General features: G+C 70.7%; 14 protein-coding genes. 6 read left to right on the forward strand and 8 right to left on the reverse strand.

Features of this window, described 5'->3' with window-relative positions; translation table 11 throughout:
• Position 1: 1 nt before the first annotated feature.
• On the reverse strand, positions 2-379 hold the full coding sequence (locus OHA11_RS37880) for a hypothetical protein (protein ID WP_266504093.1): 378 nt from the start codon (positions 377-379) through the stop codon (positions 2-4).
• A gap of 340 nt (positions 380-719) precedes the next feature.
• Here OHA11_RS37880 and OHA11_RS37885 point away from each other — a divergent pair, with 340 nt between their 5' ends.
• Entirely contained in the window at positions 720-1,529 is an 810-nt protein-coding gene (locus OHA11_RS37885) for an SGNH/GDSL hydrolase family protein (RefSeq protein WP_266504094.1), read from the forward strand.
• A 47-nt stretch (positions 1,530-1,576) separates the two neighbouring features.
• Here OHA11_RS37885 and OHA11_RS37890 read toward each other — a convergent pair whose 3' ends face one another.
• The 4 genes from OHA11_RS37890 to OHA11_RS37905 form a co-directional block, all read right to left on the reverse strand.
• Positions 1,577-3,253, reverse strand: coding sequence for a serine/threonine-protein kinase (locus OHA11_RS37890; protein WP_266504097.1), 1,677 nt, complete (start codon positions 3,251-3,253; stop codon positions 1,577-1,579).
• A gap of 44 nt (positions 3,254-3,297) precedes the next feature.
• A complete protein-coding gene (locus OHA11_RS37895; protein WP_266507737.1) occupies positions 3,298-5,010 on the reverse strand; it encodes a sulfite exporter TauE/SafE family protein in 1,713 nt (570 codons plus the stop codon).
• A 44-nt stretch (positions 5,011-5,054) separates the two neighbouring features.
• Positions 5,055-6,503, reverse strand: coding sequence for a lipopolysaccharide assembly protein LapB (locus OHA11_RS37900; RefSeq protein WP_266504099.1), 1,449 nt, complete (start codon positions 6,501-6,503; stop codon positions 5,055-5,057).
• A 134-nt stretch (positions 6,504-6,637) separates the two neighbouring features.
• On the reverse strand, positions 6,638-8,179 hold the full coding sequence (locus OHA11_RS37905) for a DUF4331 domain-containing protein (RefSeq protein ID WP_266504101.1): 1,542 nt from the start codon (positions 8,177-8,179) through the stop codon (positions 6,638-6,640).
• A 258-nt stretch (positions 8,180-8,437) separates the two neighbouring features.
• Between OHA11_RS37905 and OHA11_RS37910 the strand changes: the two genes are divergently transcribed.
• The 3 genes from OHA11_RS37910 (at position 8,438) to OHA11_RS37920 (ending at position 10,150) form a co-directional block, all read left to right on the forward strand.
• Complete coding sequence (locus tag OHA11_RS37910) at positions 8,438-8,980, forward strand: sigma-70 family RNA polymerase sigma factor (protein ID WP_266504104.1); 543 nt, start codon at positions 8,438-8,440, stop codon at positions 8,978-8,980.
• The gene (locus OHA11_RS37915; RefSeq protein WP_266504106.1) at positions 8,977-9,765 is read left to right on the forward strand and encodes an anti-sigma factor; all 789 of its coding nucleotides are present in this window, start codon (positions 8,977-8,979) and stop codon (positions 9,763-9,765) included. Before OHA11_RS37910 ends, OHA11_RS37915 begins: the two co-directional genes overlap by 4 nt.
• Positions 9,766-9,880: 115 nt before the next feature.
• Entirely contained in the window at positions 9,881-10,150 is a 270-nt protein-coding gene (locus OHA11_RS37920; RefSeq protein WP_200399247.1) for a hypothetical protein, read from the forward strand.
• 56 nt (positions 10,151-10,206) lie between these two features.
• Here OHA11_RS37920 and OHA11_RS37925 read toward each other — a convergent pair whose 3' ends face one another.
• The 3 genes from OHA11_RS37925 to OHA11_RS37935 form a co-directional block, all read right to left on the reverse strand.
• Positions 10,207-11,427: a CaiB/BaiF CoA-transferase family protein gene (locus OHA11_RS37925; RefSeq protein WP_266504112.1), complete on the reverse strand. Its 1,221-nt coding sequence runs from the start codon at positions 11,425-11,427 to the stop codon at positions 10,207-10,209.
• 121 nt (positions 11,428-11,548) lie between these two features.
• Positions 11,549-12,331, reverse strand: coding sequence for an ABC transporter permease (locus tag OHA11_RS37930; protein ID WP_266504114.1), 783 nt, complete (start codon positions 12,329-12,331; stop codon positions 11,549-11,551).
• Positions 12,328-13,308: an ATP-binding cassette domain-containing protein gene (locus OHA11_RS37935; protein WP_266504116.1), complete on the reverse strand. Its 981-nt coding sequence runs from the start codon at positions 13,306-13,308 to the stop codon at positions 12,328-12,330. The genes OHA11_RS37930 and OHA11_RS37935 overlap by 4 nt, the downstream gene beginning before the upstream one ends.
• An 83-nt stretch (positions 13,309-13,391) precedes the next feature.
• Here OHA11_RS37935 and OHA11_RS37940 point away from each other — a divergent pair, with 83 nt between their 5' ends.
• Complete coding sequence (locus OHA11_RS37940) at positions 13,392-14,111, forward strand: TetR/AcrR family transcriptional regulator (RefSeq protein ID WP_266507738.1); 720 nt, start codon at positions 13,392-13,394, stop codon at positions 14,109-14,111.
• A 999-nt stretch (positions 14,112-15,110) separates the two neighbouring features.
• A complete protein-coding gene (locus tag OHA11_RS37945) occupies positions 15,111-15,659 on the forward strand; it encodes a snapalysin family zinc-dependent metalloprotease (RefSeq protein WP_266504118.1) in 549 nt (182 codons plus the stop codon).
• Positions 15,660-15,827 lie beyond the last annotated feature (168 nt).

Consider the following 15,827-nt stretch of genomic DNA (forward strand, 5'->3'; position numbering starts at 1 on the left):
GTCAGGAAGCCCGTCTTCTCGCCTTACGGCCGCGAAGCCGCCGTACCAGGACCAGCAGGAGAATGAGGGAGCTGAGCGCGGCCACGGCCGCGATTCCGCCACGGACCGACCACCTGTGCACCGCGAGCATGCCTTGGGCGACCAGGAGGTTGAGAGCTACTGCCGCTGACAGAGACGCCACGGTGCGGCCGAACGGTTCCATGCCCCGCAGGGCGATTCCGACCGCGGTTCCCGGAGCGGCCAGCAGGAAGAAGAGCGCGAACGGAGCGCGCAGCGGCGAGTCCACGTCGGTCAGGGCCAGCACGGCGCCGACGCCCGCGATCGTCGCGGCGACGCCGGCGAGCAGGGGGATCAGGTCCCTCCCCGGATCCTGGTCCAACCGCTCGTCACCACCCGATGGAGATGGGCCCGATGAAGATGGCTTGATACGTAAGGTCTGCATTGGCGACTTTGCCCCCCGACGCGCCGGATGCCGGGCTTCAATGTGGCCCAGCCCGGCCCGGGGCGTCAAGATGCGGAAGCCGCCGTTGTTCGTTCGTGTGCGGGCTGGTGTGGGTCGGCCGCGCCGCATGCGTTTGTCATGGGCATGTCGCCGAACGTGTGGTGAACGTCCGGCGGAGGTCCCGTTAGGTCCGGAAAAGTCTTGGCATGGACACTTCCAGTCAACACGCGTAGCTGCTACGAAAGTTATGGCAGAGATCCTGCTATAGGGAGGTTCCATGAGACGTTCCCGATTTACGGCATACGTGACCTCGCTCCTCCTCGCTTCCGCCGTCGCCCTCACCGGGGCGATCACGGCCGAGGCGTCCGAACAAGCCGCCGCTACCGGCTATGTGGCGCTCGGCGACTCCTACTCCTCCGGTGTCGGCGCGGGCAGCTACATCGGCTCCAGCGGTGACTGCAAGCGCAGCACGAAGGCCTACCCGCAGCTCTGGGCAGCCGCCAACGCACCCTCGTCGTTCAGCTTCACGGCCTGCTCGGGCGCCCGTACGGGTGATGTTCTCGCCAACCAACTGGGCCCGCTCGGCTCCGGCACCGGGCTCGTCTCGATCACCGTCGGCGGCAACGACGCCGGCTTCTCCGACGTCATGACGACCTGTGTCCTGCAGTCCGACAGCGCCTGCGTCGCCCGCATCAACACGGCGAAGGCGTACGTCGACTCGACGCTGCCCGGCAAACTCGACTCGGTCTACTCGGCGATCAGCGCGAAGGCCCCGGCCGCCCATGTGGTCGTCCTGGGCTACCCCCGGTTCTACAAGCTGAGCGGCAGCTGCCTGGCGGGCCTCTCAGAGACGGAACGAACCGCCATCAACAGCGCCTCCGACCATCTGAACAACGCCCTCGCGAAGCGCGCCGCCGACCACGGCTTCACCTTCGGCGACGTACGGCCCACGTTCACCGGCCACGAGATCTGCTCCGGCAGCTCCTGGCTGCACAGCGTCAACTGGCTGAACATCGGCGAGTCGTACCACCCGACAGCCGCGGGCCAGTCGGGTGGCTATCTGCCCGTCCTCAACGCCTCGGACTGATCACAGCCGAAGCCCGATCCGCCGAGTCCCGACCCATTGAGTCCTGATCAGCGCCGAGGCTTGATCGCTCCGTTCGGCGCGAGTGCCTGCGGAGCGTACGGGGAGGAGGTCCCGCTCGACGGGGCCTCCGTCTCGCACGTCACCGAGAACGGCACCTGGTCCGACTCCGCCTCCTCGGGGGCACGGACCTCCACACCGATCTTGTTCTCGTACGTCCCCGACGCGTCGTACGTCGTCACGGCGACCGTGTTCTGCTTGGTCTTCCCGCCGTTCGCCGGGAACGACAGCGTCTTCCAGCTCGGGTCGGACACCTCACCCGTCTCCGTCACCCAGCGGTACTCCACATCCGCCGGCACGACGCCCACCGTGAACGTCGCCGTGAAGGTCGGAGCGTCGGTGCGGGAAGGCGGGCAGGCGCCCTTGTACTCGGTGTGCGAGCCCGAGACGGTCACCTTCACCGACTGGGCGGGCGGTTTACTGGTCTGACCGCCATCGGTGCTCGAACCGCCGTCCCCGCCGTTCGAGCCGGAGCTCTCCGTGGTCGAGCCGCCGTCCGTGCCGCCCCCGCTGCTCCCGCCGTTGTCGGTGCCGCCCGTCGAGACGCCGCTGCTCGATCCGCTGGAGGAACTCTCGTCCCCGTCGCCTCCGTTGTTCCGGTTGACCAGGGCGTACGTCAGTCCCGCCAGGGCGAGCGCGAGCGCGACGAGACCCGCGATCACCGCGAACGTGGCGCGCCGGGGATGGGCCGGCCCCGTGGTGGTGGTCGTCGCGGACGGGGGCTGCTGCGGGGTGTAGGCGGGCGGTGTGTACGTGGGTGTGGGGGCGGGCGGGGTCGGGGCGGGCTTTGGCAGCTCCGCGACCGTCGGCGCATAGGCGGGGCCGCCTGTTTGGGGTGTGCCGCCCGCCGAGACGAGACGCAGGTCCCGTTCGGCGTCCTCGGCCGACAGGCGGTCCGCCGGGTCCTTGCGCAGCAGGCCCTCGATCACCGGAGTCAGCGGGCCCGCGCGAAGCGGCGGGGGCAACTCCTCGTCGACGACCGCCCGCAGCGTGCTCAACGGGGTGTTCTGGCGGAACGGCGAATTGCCCTCGACCGCCGCGTAGAGGAGCACACCGAGCGACCACAGGTCGGACTCGGGCCCCGGCGTACGCCCCAACGCCCGCTCGGGTGCCAGGAATTCGGGCGAGCCGATGACCTCGCCGGTCATGGTGAGCGCCGAACTGCCCTCGACCGTGGCGATGCCGAAGTCGGTGAGGACCACCCGGCCGTCGTTCGACATCAGTACGTTGCCGGGCTTGACGTCCCGGTGCAGGACCCCCGCCTCGTGCGCGGCCCGCAGCGCGGCGAGCACCTCCGCGCCGATGTGCGCGGTGCGCTGCGGCGACAACGGTCCCTCGGCGTCCAGCAGATCGGACAGCGCGATCCCGCGGATCAGCTCCATCACGATCCACGGGCGCCCGTCCTCCATCGCCACGTCGTAGACCGTCACCACATTGCGGCTCGCGACCCGGGCCGCCGCCCAGGCCTCGCGCTCCAGCCTGGCGTACATCCGCTCGACGTCAGGGCCCGGCAGCCCGCCCGGGGCGCGTACCTCCTTGACGGCCACCTCGCGGTGCAGCACCTCGTCACGGGCGCGCCACACCGTCCCCATCCCGCCCTCGCCCAGCGGAGAGAGCAGACGGTAGCGCCCCGCGATCACTCGTTCACTACCTGGTTCCTCAGACACGGGCGCCCCCCATTAGCATCCGCACGATTCTGAACAAAAGTAGCTCAACCGAGAACGGTTGCCGCTCCCTGGAACACCAATCCAGCCCCAAGGGCCACCACGACGAACGCGGATCCGATCGGCACGGTCCGCCGGAGCAGAGCCGCGGTCCGGCCGCCCGACCACCGGGCGCCGCTCTCGATGGCCTTCGCGACCTTGCTGCCGATCTTGACCACGGCGAACCCGGCCGCCGTGAGGGTGAGCGCGAGCCCCGCCCCGAAGGCCAGCACGAGCAGCAGCCCGAACCAGGCCTTGCCGAGCGCCGCGGCGCCGACGAGCACGACGACCGCGGAGGGACTGGGCACGAGCCCCCCGGCGAAGCCGAGAAGCAGGCTGTCCTTGAGCCTGAATGAGGGGGAGGGGGAGTGGGCGTGCGGGTGGGGGTGAGTGTGGTGGTGCCCGTCGTCGTGGGTGTGGGGAGCCTCGTGGTCGTGGTCGTGGTCGTGGTCGTGGTCGTGGCTGTGGGACGGGCCGTGGTCGTGCGTCTGCTGGTCACCGTGTACGTGGTCGTCCCCGTCTGTGTGGACGCCCTTGGGACCGTCCTCGTGGCCGTGCGCCTGTGCGAGAACGAGCTCGCGATCACGGCTGGGAGCGTGAGCGTGCCCATGGCTGTGACCATGACTGTGGCCGAACCCGTGACTGTGGCTGTGTCCGAGCCCGTGGGAGTGGCTGTGCCCATGTCCGCGCTGGCGCCAGGCCCGTCGGGCGAGGGTCGCGCCGGCCAGCATGACGATGACGCCGCTCGTCATGCCCAGCCAGGCGATCACCGAGGGCGCGGCGGCCGAGCCCGCGGTCACGAGGATGCCGAGGGCCACCACGCCCAGCGTGTGGGTGACGGTCACGGACAGGGCGAGCGGCATCACGTCGCGCATCGTGGCGTTGCCGCGGGCCGCGGCGGTGGCGGCCATGATCGTCTTGCCGTGGCCCGGCGCCAGGGCGTGCATCGCGCCGAGCAGTACGGCGATGCCCAGGGCGAGCGCGGCGAAGCCGAGGGTCAGGTCCTGGCGGGACACCAGCTCGTCCAGCGCCCGGGTGAAGCGGTCGGCGCCGCGCGGCAGGATGGAGGAGGCGGGGGCGTCGGAGTTCTCCTCGACGAGCGCGGGACCGCCGGGGCGTACGCGCAGCGAGGCCGTCGCCGTGTCCGCCGGGGACGACAACAACTCCGCGGGGTACTTGGTCAGTTCGCCCGAGACGGACTTCTCGGGTACGTCCGAGGCGGTGAGGGTCATCCGGTCGCCGCGCGCCGTGACCTCGCGCCAGCCGGGGCCGTCGTCCACGGCGGCGTGGAAGCGCACGGCCAGGTTCTGCTCCGGCTTCTCCGGCAGCGCGGCCGTCCAACGGCACTCCAGCCGAAGGGTGTTGAGCCCCGCCTGTCCGGGACGCACCCGGGCGAGGCTCTCGCCGACGGTCAGCGCGACCGCCTCCCCGCCGATGGTCACCCGGCTCTTGTCGGCCGCCGTCTCGCACCGCTCCCGGGCCCAACTCGCCATGCCCGCCTTGTCGATGGCGGGCTTGGCCTGGGTCGCCGGGATCTCCGCGAGGTCCTCCACATGGTCGACCCGCAGCTTCCCGGGAGCGACGACGAGACCGTCGTACCGGTTGACGGTGAAGTTCCCGAGCGGATGCGCGGACGCGGTTCCGGAGGGGACAAGGACGAGCGCGCAGGCCGCCACGAGGACGGCCGCAGCGGACGTGAACGCGCGGCGGCGCACGGACATCCGTCGGGCGAGCCGGACACGGAGGCCGCGCGCGGCGGAGGCGCTCACTTGGCACCGCCCAGCGAGCTCAGCGTCTTCTCGGCCAGCTTCGCGCCCACCGGCGAGAAGCCGGGGTTGAGCTTCAGCGCCGCCGACAGGCTGCTGCGGGCCTCCTTCTTGTGGCCCGTGGCCTGTTCGATCATGCCGCGGTGGTAGAGGAACGTCGCGTCGCGGTAGCCGGTGGCCGTGGCGCGCCGGGCGTAGGGGAGGGCCTCGTCGTCGCGGCCGTTGACGTGCAGGGCCCAGGCGAGGGCGTCCGCGGTGTGCACGGTCTCCCGGCGCTTCCACTCGGCGCGGGCGGCGCGCAGGGCGGCCTTGCGGTCGCCGTGGTCCGCCGCCGCGAGGGCCGTGTCGAGGTCGGCGTTGACGCCGTTCGCCCGGGCCAGCGCGGTCCAGGCGTTCACCAGGGCGTACTGGTCGCGGGCCTTCGCCTTGTCCTCATCGCCGGCGCGGGCCTCGTACAGCTCGCCCAGCACGACCAGCGGGCCGGGCAGCGGGAAGCGGCTCACGACGTCCTCCATGCCGCGGATCGCGGCCGCGCGGTCGCCGTTGGCGGCCTGCGCCCGGGCACGGCCCTCCAGCGCCGGGAGGTACACCTTGTCGGCCCGCAGGGCCTGCGCGTAGTACGTCAGCGCCGTCTCGTACTCGCCCTCGCGCCAGGCGAGTTGGCCGAGCGCCGTCGCCACGTACGCGATGTCCCCGGGGGCGGAGGCACTGGCGAGCGCCTGCTTCAGGACGCGCCGCGTCGTGGTGACATCGCCGCGCAGCTCGCGTACGTAGGCGTAGCGGGTGAAGACCGGGATGCCGGGGCGGCGGGCGTCGGCCTCGTCGGCGGCCTTCGAGGCCTCCTTGTAGCGGCCGAGTTCGACGAGGGCGTCGATGCGGGTCGACAGCGCCCGCTCGTTGTACGCGTTCTCGTCCAGCGCCTCCTCCGCGTACCGCAGCGCGTCGGGGAAGTCGTGGCGGGCCGCGGCCAGTGCCGAACGGCCCGCGAGCGCCGGGTCGTTGTCCGGCTTCAGCTTCAGCGACCGCTCCAGCGCGCGCTCCGCCTGCGGATAGCGGGACGGATCGCCGTTCGTACGCGCCTGCTCGATGTAGGCGACGCCCAGCGTCGACCAGCCGCCGTAGTCCTTGGGCTGTGCCTTGAGGTGGGTCTGCAGTGCGGAGATGCTGGCGGCCAGGCTCCCGGTGGACAGCAACTCGGGGGCGACACCGGGCGCGGACGCCACCGTACGCACGCCGTCGTCGTCCCTGCTGCCCAGCACCACGGCCCCCGCGGTCATTGCGACGGCGAGGGCGGCCACGCAGGCGCCGAGCCGCAGCATGCGCGCCCGCGGTGACTCCGGCCGCTCTGCGGGCCTGCTGGGCCGGTCGGACCTGTCCTCGGCCTCGGGCGGCGGGGTCGCGTCCGCGCGATCCCTGTCCTGCGCGTCCTCGTTCGTACCCGGGGCCATGCCCTCTCCTCAATCTCCTTGATGGAAGCGGTGGTTCAGAAGCCGTGGTTCAGAGCGGTGGTTCAGGGGGAGCGGCGCGGCCCGTGCGCCGTGGGGGACGGAAACGCGCGGGCCGCGCCAGTTAGGGGTGTCGGTCAGTAGGCCCGGCGGCGGCTGCGCCACCACATGAGACCCGTGCCGATGAGCAGGAAGCCGGCCGCACCGGACGCCGCCGAGACGGCGATCAGGGTGGTGTCGTCCATGTCGGCCACACCGCTCGTGGTGCCCGCGGGCTGCAGGGCGTCACCGAGCTGGTTGCGGACGTCGTTCGTGCCCGTGGTGCCCTTGGCGAGCGGACCGCGCGAGCCGGAGGTCGGCAGCGCGACGTACGGGAACGCCTTCTCGAACTTCTGGTCGTTCTTGTCGACCGCGTCACCCAAGTCGTTCTTGGAGCCCACCAGTTCGCCTTCGACGACCTGCAGGGCGATGTCCAGCACGTCGTCGCCGAGGCGGCGTCCGTTCGGGAAGCCCGCGTTGTCGCCGTCCAGCACGCCGAGCCGCTTCTCCTTGGCCGCCGGCTTGATCGAGGTGTTCAGACGCAGCATCTCCGAAGCACGCACGTGCGGGGGCTGGTTGAGGCCCTCGACGCCCTTCAGGAAGACGTCGACCAGGTCGTTCCTGGGCTCCTTCGGCGCGGGGATCTTGTAGATCGCCTCGATGAGCTTCGGCAGTTCGGGGTTGGTGACGTTCTCCAGGAAGTCGCCGTCGTTCCAGGGCGAGGACGCGTTGAACTTGTCCTTGTCCTTGATCGGGTTGACGACCTCGTTCACCAGCGGCATACCGAGGCGCGAGACCTGCCGGTACTTGCCGCTCGCGCTCTTGCGCTGCGTCGTCGACCAGATACCGATGATCGGCTGGTCGGCCGACTCCTGGATCATGTCGGTCGGCACCTGGAGGGCAACGGAGTTGACGTTGTATTCCTTCAGCGTGTCGTTGCCGACCTCGGAGAGGTTCCCGCCGTACAGCAGGTCGAAGACGCGCAGGTCCAGGAAGAACGGGTCGTCCGCCTGGCCGGCGAACGTCTTTGCCCCACCGGGGAGTTCGTGCACGGCCTGCTCGCGGAGCTTTGCGTAGTCCGGCATGGACGCCTGGCCGACGTTCGACGGGGCGACAGGCACGTCGTCCGCGTACTTCGTCTTCTTGACCACGTACTGGTCCTTGAGCTGCAGCAGATCGATGTCGTAGGTCTGCGTGATGTTGAGGTCCGGGTCGTCGAGGCTCTCGACCGGGCCCGTGTTGTACAGGAACGTCTTGTCGTTCTTGACGTGCGTCTTGAACGTGTAGCGGAAGACGAACTCGCCCTGCGCGTCACCGTTGTTGTCGATGTGCAGGTCGTACTGCGCGTCCTCGGCGAACGTGAAGAAGTTCGGCCCGCCGGCTGGTTCCTCGAACGGGATCCAGTTGGCGACGAGCGTCGTCGTGTCCGGGTGGTCCGGGCTGACGAACGCGTACACGTCCGTGTTGTCGAACTGCGGTTGCCCCGAGATGAGCGGAGCCTCCCGGTGGCTGGATGCGCTCGCCGCCCCCGGTACGAGCGCTGTCACGCCGACGGCGGCGAGCCCGCCGGTGGCCAGCGCACCGCAGACAAGGGTCGCAAGGCTCCTGCGTCCCACGAACCCGCTGGTGAAAGGTGTCATGCCGTCCGTCCTCTGTCCCAAAGCTGTATCCCGGCGGCGCCGAGTGCGAGAAGCGACCCGTCGACTGGTCTTCTCCCGCGCTCGTGCCGCGTCGGTCGGTGTTGCCTGATGCACGCCATTCGGAGCGGGTGCTCGGAAGGATTGGTTCGGGATTCACCCGCGTTTTCCAGCAGTTGATCCGTAACCCCATCCGAAGGCGTTCCTGCGCCGAATACGTGAGGAAGAGGCGGGCCGTTCAGGCCGGAGAGGGGGAAACGAGTGGAGGCGGACGAACTCCTGGTGCTCGTGGCCGGAGGCGACCAGCAGGCCTTCGAGGAGTTGTACGGTCTGGTGTCCGGACCGGTCTTCGGGCTGGTAAGGCGCGTGGTGCGGGATCCGGCCCAGTCGGAGGAGGTGGCCCAGGAGGTGCTCCTCGAACTCTGGCGCTCCGCCGGACGCTACGACCCCGGCCGCGGCAGCGCCCTGTCCTGGGTCCTCACCCTCGCGCACCGCCGGGCGGTCGACCGGGTGCGCAGTGCCCGCGCCGCCGGGGAGCGCGAACTGCGCATGGCCCGGCGTGCGAACGGCCCCGCCTTCGACCAGGTCGCCGAGGAGGTCGAGGCCGGCCTCGAACGAGAATGGGTGCGCCGCTGTCTGGACCGGCTCACCGCCCTGCAACGCCAGTCCGTCACCCTCGCCTACTACGACGGCTACACGTACCGTGAAGTGGCCGAACGGCTCTCGCTGCCGCTCGGTACGGTCAAGACGCGCATGCGCGACGGACTCACGCGGTTGCGCGACTGCCTGGGAGGTGTCGCATGACCAGCCTCTTCCGGCGGAGTGATCTGCACTCCCTGGCCGCCCCCTACGCGCTCGACGCCCTGGAACCCCACGAGCACAAGCGGTTCGAGAAGCACCTGAGGCGCTGTGACAACTGCGCCGAGGAGGTGCGCGCGCTGCGCGAGGACGCGGTCCGCCTCGCCTGGTCCACGGCCGCCCCGGCGCCGACCGCCATGCGCAACCGGGTCCTGATGGCCGTACGGACGACTCCTCAGGAACCGGCGGCCTTCGCGGAACCGCAGGCACGCGCGCGTGCGCAGCGGCCGCAGCCGCGCGCCCGCCGCTCGGGCTTCTCGCCGTTCCTCATCCCGCTCGCGTCCACCACGGCCGCCGCCGCGCTCGTCGTCGCCGCCCTCTTCGGTATGCAGGCGGCCCGCACCCAGGACCAGCTCGACCAGGAGCGTGCCCAGGCGCGTGAGATCGCCCACGTTCTCGCCGCGCCGGACGCACGCGCGAGCGCCGGACGCGACGCGCAGGGCCAGGGCATCAGCGTCGTCGCGTCCGCCTCACAGCGCACCGCGGTGGTGACCGCGGCCGGTCTCGGCGTCCCCTCGAACGGAGGGGTTCACCAACTGTGGCTCATGCGACCGGAGGTGAAACCGCAATCCCTGGGGCTCCTCGACGGCGACACGCCCTTGATTGCCACCGGACTGAACAAGAACGCGACATCACTCGCTGTCACCGTGGAGCCGTCAGGCGGTTCCCCGCAGCCCACAACCGCACCAGTTGTCCAACTCGCGCTGAAATCAGTCGGATTCGGAGAGTAGCCGTCAACACCCTTGCCGGAAAGGTGAATCCCGCGACCGGGATACACGGGTGTGTCGAGGGAGCGATAGGGTTAACCTGCCCGGGCCGGGTGCCCTCGTATGGGTGGGGAGTGACATGGAACAGATAACGGTGCGTGGCAGGGCGCGAGTCCCTGCGATCACCTGTGGGAGCAGCGCGACCAGTTCGCGCCTCGACCGCCATCTCTCGGTGATGGGTGGCCCCGCCATCCCTCAGCGCGAGGCGGCAGAGGCGACGGACCTGATGCGCGAGCTCACCGCACGTGACACCGCGCACGACCGCACCGGCAGGGGCGCGCGAGTGAGGCGGGTCTCGCTCTTCGCACCGCTGCGCCGGCTGCGCCGTTCCCTGTTCGGCGGTCGCTGACCGGCGACCCCGGTCGCTGACAGGCGGCCGAATCCGAGCAGGACCCCGACCCGCGCTCAGGCGGTCACACCGTCCCGGCGCAGTGCTGCGATCTCATCGTCCGCCATCCCCACGGCACGCAGCAGCGCCCCGGTGTGTTCCCCGAGCGCGGGTACGGGCCCCATCCGCGCCGTGTCCCCGCCCGGCAGCGTGATCGGCGGCAACAAGGCCCTCAACGGCCCGACCGGTGACTCCACTTCCCGCCACCGGTCCCTCGCCGCCAGCTGAGGATGCTCCGCCACCTCCCGTACGTCCCGTAGCCGCGCGCAGGCGATCCCGGCCGCCTCCAGCCGCGCCACCGCCTCGTCCGTGCCGAGCACCGCCAGCGCCTTGCCGACCAACTCGTCGGTACGCTCCCGGTGTTCGACCCGCGCCGCGTTCGTCGCGTACGCCGGATCCTGCGCCAAGTCCGGCCGCCGCAGCACCTGCTCGGCCAGCCGACGCCACTCCCGGTCGTTCTGCACCGACAGCAGCACGCTCCCGCCGTCGGCCGTCGGATAGGCGTCGTACGGGGCGATGACGGCGTGCGCGAGGCCGGTGCGCGCCGGGGGAGTGCCGCCGTGCATCGCGTGATGCAGCGGATGCCCCATCCACTCCGTGAGCGCGTCCAGCATCGACACTTCCACCGGCCCGCCGCGCCCCGTCGTACCGCGCCGCACCAGCGCCGCCAGCACCCCCGAGAACGCGTACATCGCCGCCGCGATGTCGGCCGCCGGGATCCCCGCCTTCACCGGCCGATCGGCCGTCCCCGTCACGGACACCAGCCCCGCCTCGCACTGCACGAGCATGTCGTACGCGCGCTTGCCGGCGTACGGACCAAAGGCCCCGTAACCCGAGATGTCCACGGCGATCAGCCGCGGGTCGGCCGCACACAGCGTCGCCGCGTCCAGGCCGAGCCGCGCGGCCGCGCCCTGTGCGAGGTTCTGCACGAAGACGTCGGCGTCCGCGACGAGACGGCGTACGACGTCCAGGCCGCGCGGGTCCTTCAGGTCGAGGGCGATGGACTCCTTGCCGCGGTTGCACCACACGAAGTGCGAGGCGAGACCGGCGGCCGCGGTGTCGTAGCCGCGCGCGAAGTCACCGCCGTCGATCCGCTCGACCTTGATCACCCGGGCCCCGAGATCGGCGAGCTGCCGGGTGGCGAAGGGCGCCGCGACGGCCTGCTCGACGGCGACGACGGTGATGCCCTCCAGGGGGAGCGGCAGACGGGAGGCGGGCTCCTGGGGATGTGGCTGCATGCGGCGGATCATGCCGCGCGCGTGACCGCTTTGTCATGCGTGGACGGCGAGCTGGGCAGCGGGATGCACGGGTGGACGGGCCGGCAGATGGGCAGGGAGTTCTCTGCCCAGAGGCGGGCGTTCACCGGCCGCCGTTCGCGTACCGGCGGACGGCGAGCGGCATGAACACCGCGATGAGGACCGCGCACCAGGCCAGCGACCCGGCGACGGGATGGGTCACCGGCCAGGCGCCGTCCGTCGGCACCGGCGCGTTCCCGAACAGGTCGCGCAGGGCCGTGGTCACCGCGCTGATCGGGTTCCACTCGGCGATCGTGCGCAGCCAGTCAGGCAGATTGTCCGTCGGGATGTACGCGTTCGACAGCAGCGGCAGGATGAACGTCGCGCCGCCCAGCTGGCCGGCCGCCTCCTCGCTCCGCGAGGCCAGGCCCAGCAGGATCCCTATCCACGTGGTCGCGAACCGGAAGAGCAGCAGCAGACCCACCGCGCCGGCCGCTTCCAGCGCGGAACCCTCCATCCGCCAGCCCACCGCGAGCCCCACCAGCAGCACCGGCACCGTGCCCACGGCCGTAACCACCAGGTCCCCGACTGCCTGTCCGAGCGGTACGGCGGCCCGGCTGATCGGCAGCGTGCGGAAGCGGTCCATCACGCCCCGGTGCGAGTCCTGGGCGGCCTGGAACATCCCGGTCATGATCCCGTTGGCCGCCGTCGCGACCAGCAGCCCCGGCACCAGGAAGGCCCGGTACTCGTCGCCGGGCATCGCGAGCGCGCTGCCGAAGACGTAGCCGAAGAACAGCAGCATCGTGATCGGCATGGTCTGGGTGAGGATCAGCAGCCCCATGTTGTGCCGGATCCGCCGCAGCTGACGGCCCAGCATCGCGGTGCCGTCGTACGCCAACGCACTCATGTCACAAGCTCCTTGCTGTCGGTACGGTGACCGGTCTCGGCTTCGGTCGAGCCGTCGGTCAGGCGGAGGAACACGTCGTCGAGCGTCGGCGGACGCAGGTTCACGTCGAGCAACGGCACACCGGCGGCGTCGAGTTCGCGTACGAGGCGGGGGAGCGTGAGGGTCGGGTCGGTGGTGACCGCGCCGACCGCGTGCCGCTCCTGGTCGAAGTCGGGCCGTGAGCCCGTCAGTTGGTCCAGGACGGCCGCCGCGCCGGCCATGGCGTCCGCGTGGGCCACGACCGCTTCCGCGTACGAGCCGATGAGGGACTTGAGTTCGGCGGGCGTACCCGAATGCGCGACCCTGCCGCGGTCCACGAGGGCTATGTCGTCGGCGAGTTGGTCGGCCTCCTCCAGGTACTGCGTGGTGAGCAGGACCGTCGTGCCCTCCGCCTTCAGCGCGCGCACGGTCTCCCAGATCTGGTTGCGGCTGTGCGGGTCGAGCCCGGTGGTCGGCTCGTCGAGGAACAGCACCGCGGGCCGGGTGATCAGGCTCGCGGCCAGGTCGAGGCGGCGCCGCATACCGCCGGAGTAGGTGGACGCGGGGCGGTCCGCCGCGTCGGTGAGTTCGAAGCGGTCGAGGAGCTCGTCCGCGCGGGTCGCGGCCTTCGGGAGGCGGCGGAGCTTCGCGAACAGCCGCAGGTTCTCCCGCCCTGTGAGGTCGCCGTCGACCGAGGCGTACTGCCCGGCCACGCCGATCGCGCGGCGCACGGCGTCCGGCTCCCGGACGAGGTCGTGTCCCGCGACACGCGCGGAGCCGGCGTCCGGCCGCAGCAGTGTGGTGAGCAGCCGCACCGCCGTGGTCTTGCCCGCGCCGTTCGGCCCGAGCAGACCGCAGACCGTGCCCTCCGCCACGGCCAGGTCCAGTCCGCGCAGCGCCCGGACGTCTTTGAAGCTCTTCTCCAGACCTTCACTAAGTACAGCGTACGTAGTCGTCATGGTGCGACCCTATCTCATTACGTACGCTGTACGTAACTACGATGGGGCGACAGGATTCACCGATGGCAGGACTGGCGACATCGATGGCAGGACGTGCCGACGTACCCGAAGTGATCTGGTCCCGACCCGAGCGCACGGGGCGCGGGCCGCGGCCCGCGTTCAGCCGGGCCGACATCGCGGCCGCCGCGGTGCGGATCGCGGACGCCCAGGGGCTGGACGCGGTCTCGATGCGACACGTCGCGGCCGAACTGGGCTGCGGCACGATGTCGCTCTACAACTACGTGCCGCGCAAGGAGGACCTGTACGAGCTGATGGTCGACGCCGTCAGCGGCGAGCACGAGCTGTGGGAGCCGACGGGAGACTGGCGGGCCAACATGCTGCGGGTGGCGCGGCAGACGCGGGCGCTCATGCTCCGGCATCCGTGGCTGCCGGGGCTGATGTCGCCGGTGTACGGGTTCAGCCCGAATGCCCTGCGGTACCTGGAACACTGTCTGACGTGCCTGGACTCCTTCGAAGGGACGTACGGCACGAAGTTCGAGCTGATCGCGATGCTCAACGGGGTGGTGACCACGTACGTGGGCAATGAGCTGGCCACGGCTGAGCGGGTGCGGGCGTTGCCGTGGTCGGAGGAGCGGGAGAACGCGGTGCGGATCGCTTATCTGGGTGGGCAGGTTGCCACGGGGGCGTATCCGCGGATGGCGGCGGCGTTCATGGAGGATGCGGGGCCGATTGATCTGGAGGCGGTGTTTCAGCGGGCGCTGGAGAGGGTGTTGGACGGGTTCGCGCCCCGGGGCGGGGAGTAACTAGGGGGTGCGGGCGGTTCGTTGGGTGCGGGTGACCAGTCGGCCTGCGGCAGATGATGCCCTAGGCCCTGTCGTCAAATTCCCGTCTGCCTCGCGACGCCATGCACGCTCCCCCACTGCCTTAACGGCGTGGGAGGTGCCCCCACTCGCCGCACCGGGCACAGACCCACGTACGTCCAGTACGAGGGCCTGTGCCCGGCACTCCCCCAGCCTCCGGCCGGGGGGACCCCCAGAGCACGCACCTGACGCCGCGAGGCCGCCCTCCGGGCGACGACGCGAATTTGACGACAGGACCTAGGCCGGGCTGAGGAAGGCTTCGTGGATGTCGTCGCGGATCTCCCGGCGGATGCGCGGTCGTCGGAACCAGCGCCTACTTCCTGCGCGCAGCCGCCCTCGCGGCCGAGTACGGCTGCGGGCTCGGATTCATCCACGCCCACCCCCAAGGCAGGGGATGGCAGCGCCTGAACACGATTGATCGCGCGGCCGAGTCGTCCCTCGCCACCGCAGACCCAGGTGATCACCGGCCGTCCGCCGGTCGGCTGACCTTCGCGGGCACCGATGCCGGCTTCGGTGCCCGCATCTGGCAGCAGCAGGCCCCCATTGCTACGCCCCCAGTGAAGCGGAGAGCGTCCGCATGGTCGGCGGCCGCCTGGCAGTCACCGTCAACAACCGCCTTCTCGCCGAACCTCCGGCCACGAACCGGCAGTTGTGCACCGTCTCCGCCTGGGGACAGGCAACCCGGGACAACCTGGCGCGCCCGCATCGCTGCTCCCGCCCGCGCCTGCGTGGATGTTCACGGATGCCGAGCCCGCGTCCCTGCGCGTCGGCCAAGATCATCACCAACGGGGCTGAGCTCCGGCGCCAGGTCTGCGCCCGCCGCTGATCCCGCATCCGTTGGCCGGCATGACGCTGTGAGCCTTGGCCTAATGTGACCTTGAGGTGGACATGTAATGACATTACCTTGCCTTGACATCTGTCAATGCAAGAGAGGCAACTTCTGTGGCGCGAGTACTGAAACCGTTGTCGGCCGTCGTCCTGGCGTGCAGCGCCCTGCTGAGTGTCGGTACGCCGGCCGGCGCGGCCGCCCCGGCACCGGAGATCATCCCGATCGACCTGCTGCTTGCCAACTCCTACACCGATGCGGCCCGCGAGGCGATCGAGATCTGGAACAAGGCCGTCCCGACGATCAAGTTCGTCGAGCAGGACACTCCGGCGGCTCTGCGGGTCATGGAGTACAAGACGGCCCAGGGAGTCCAGTCCCACGTCTACATCGAGGGTGCGGGGCAGGGTTGGGTGTACCTCGAAGTCGGGGACGCCCAGTTGTACAAGCCTTCTCGTATCGTCGTCCACGAGCTGGGGCACATGCTGTCGCTCAACGATTCGGGCCCGGGCCCCTGCTCCAAGGTGATGACGGGCGCCTCGGCTGGAGCGGACTGCCCCAACGATCAGCCCGACACCGCGGAGGTCGCCGCCGTAGCCGACTTCTTCGCCAAGAACGACGTCGGTGACCGGATCCCGTGGTGGGGGTCGCGAAGCGCCGCACGGTAGGGGTGTTCGCCGCCGGGCCGGCGGCCGTGGCCCGGCTCTCCCCGGTCGTGGCCGGCCCGGCCGCCGGATCGAGGCTCAGTCCGACGGGGCGGACCGCGGCACCTCGGCGGATTCCGAGGGCGCTGTCACGTTGTTGGTCGGGCAGGTGTCCGATGGTGCGTCGTGGCG

The sequence above is a fragment of the Streptomyces sp. NBC_00878 genome (assembly GCF_026341515.1).
Taxonomy (GTDB): Bacteria; Actinomycetota; Actinomycetes; order Streptomycetales; family Streptomycetaceae; genus Streptomyces.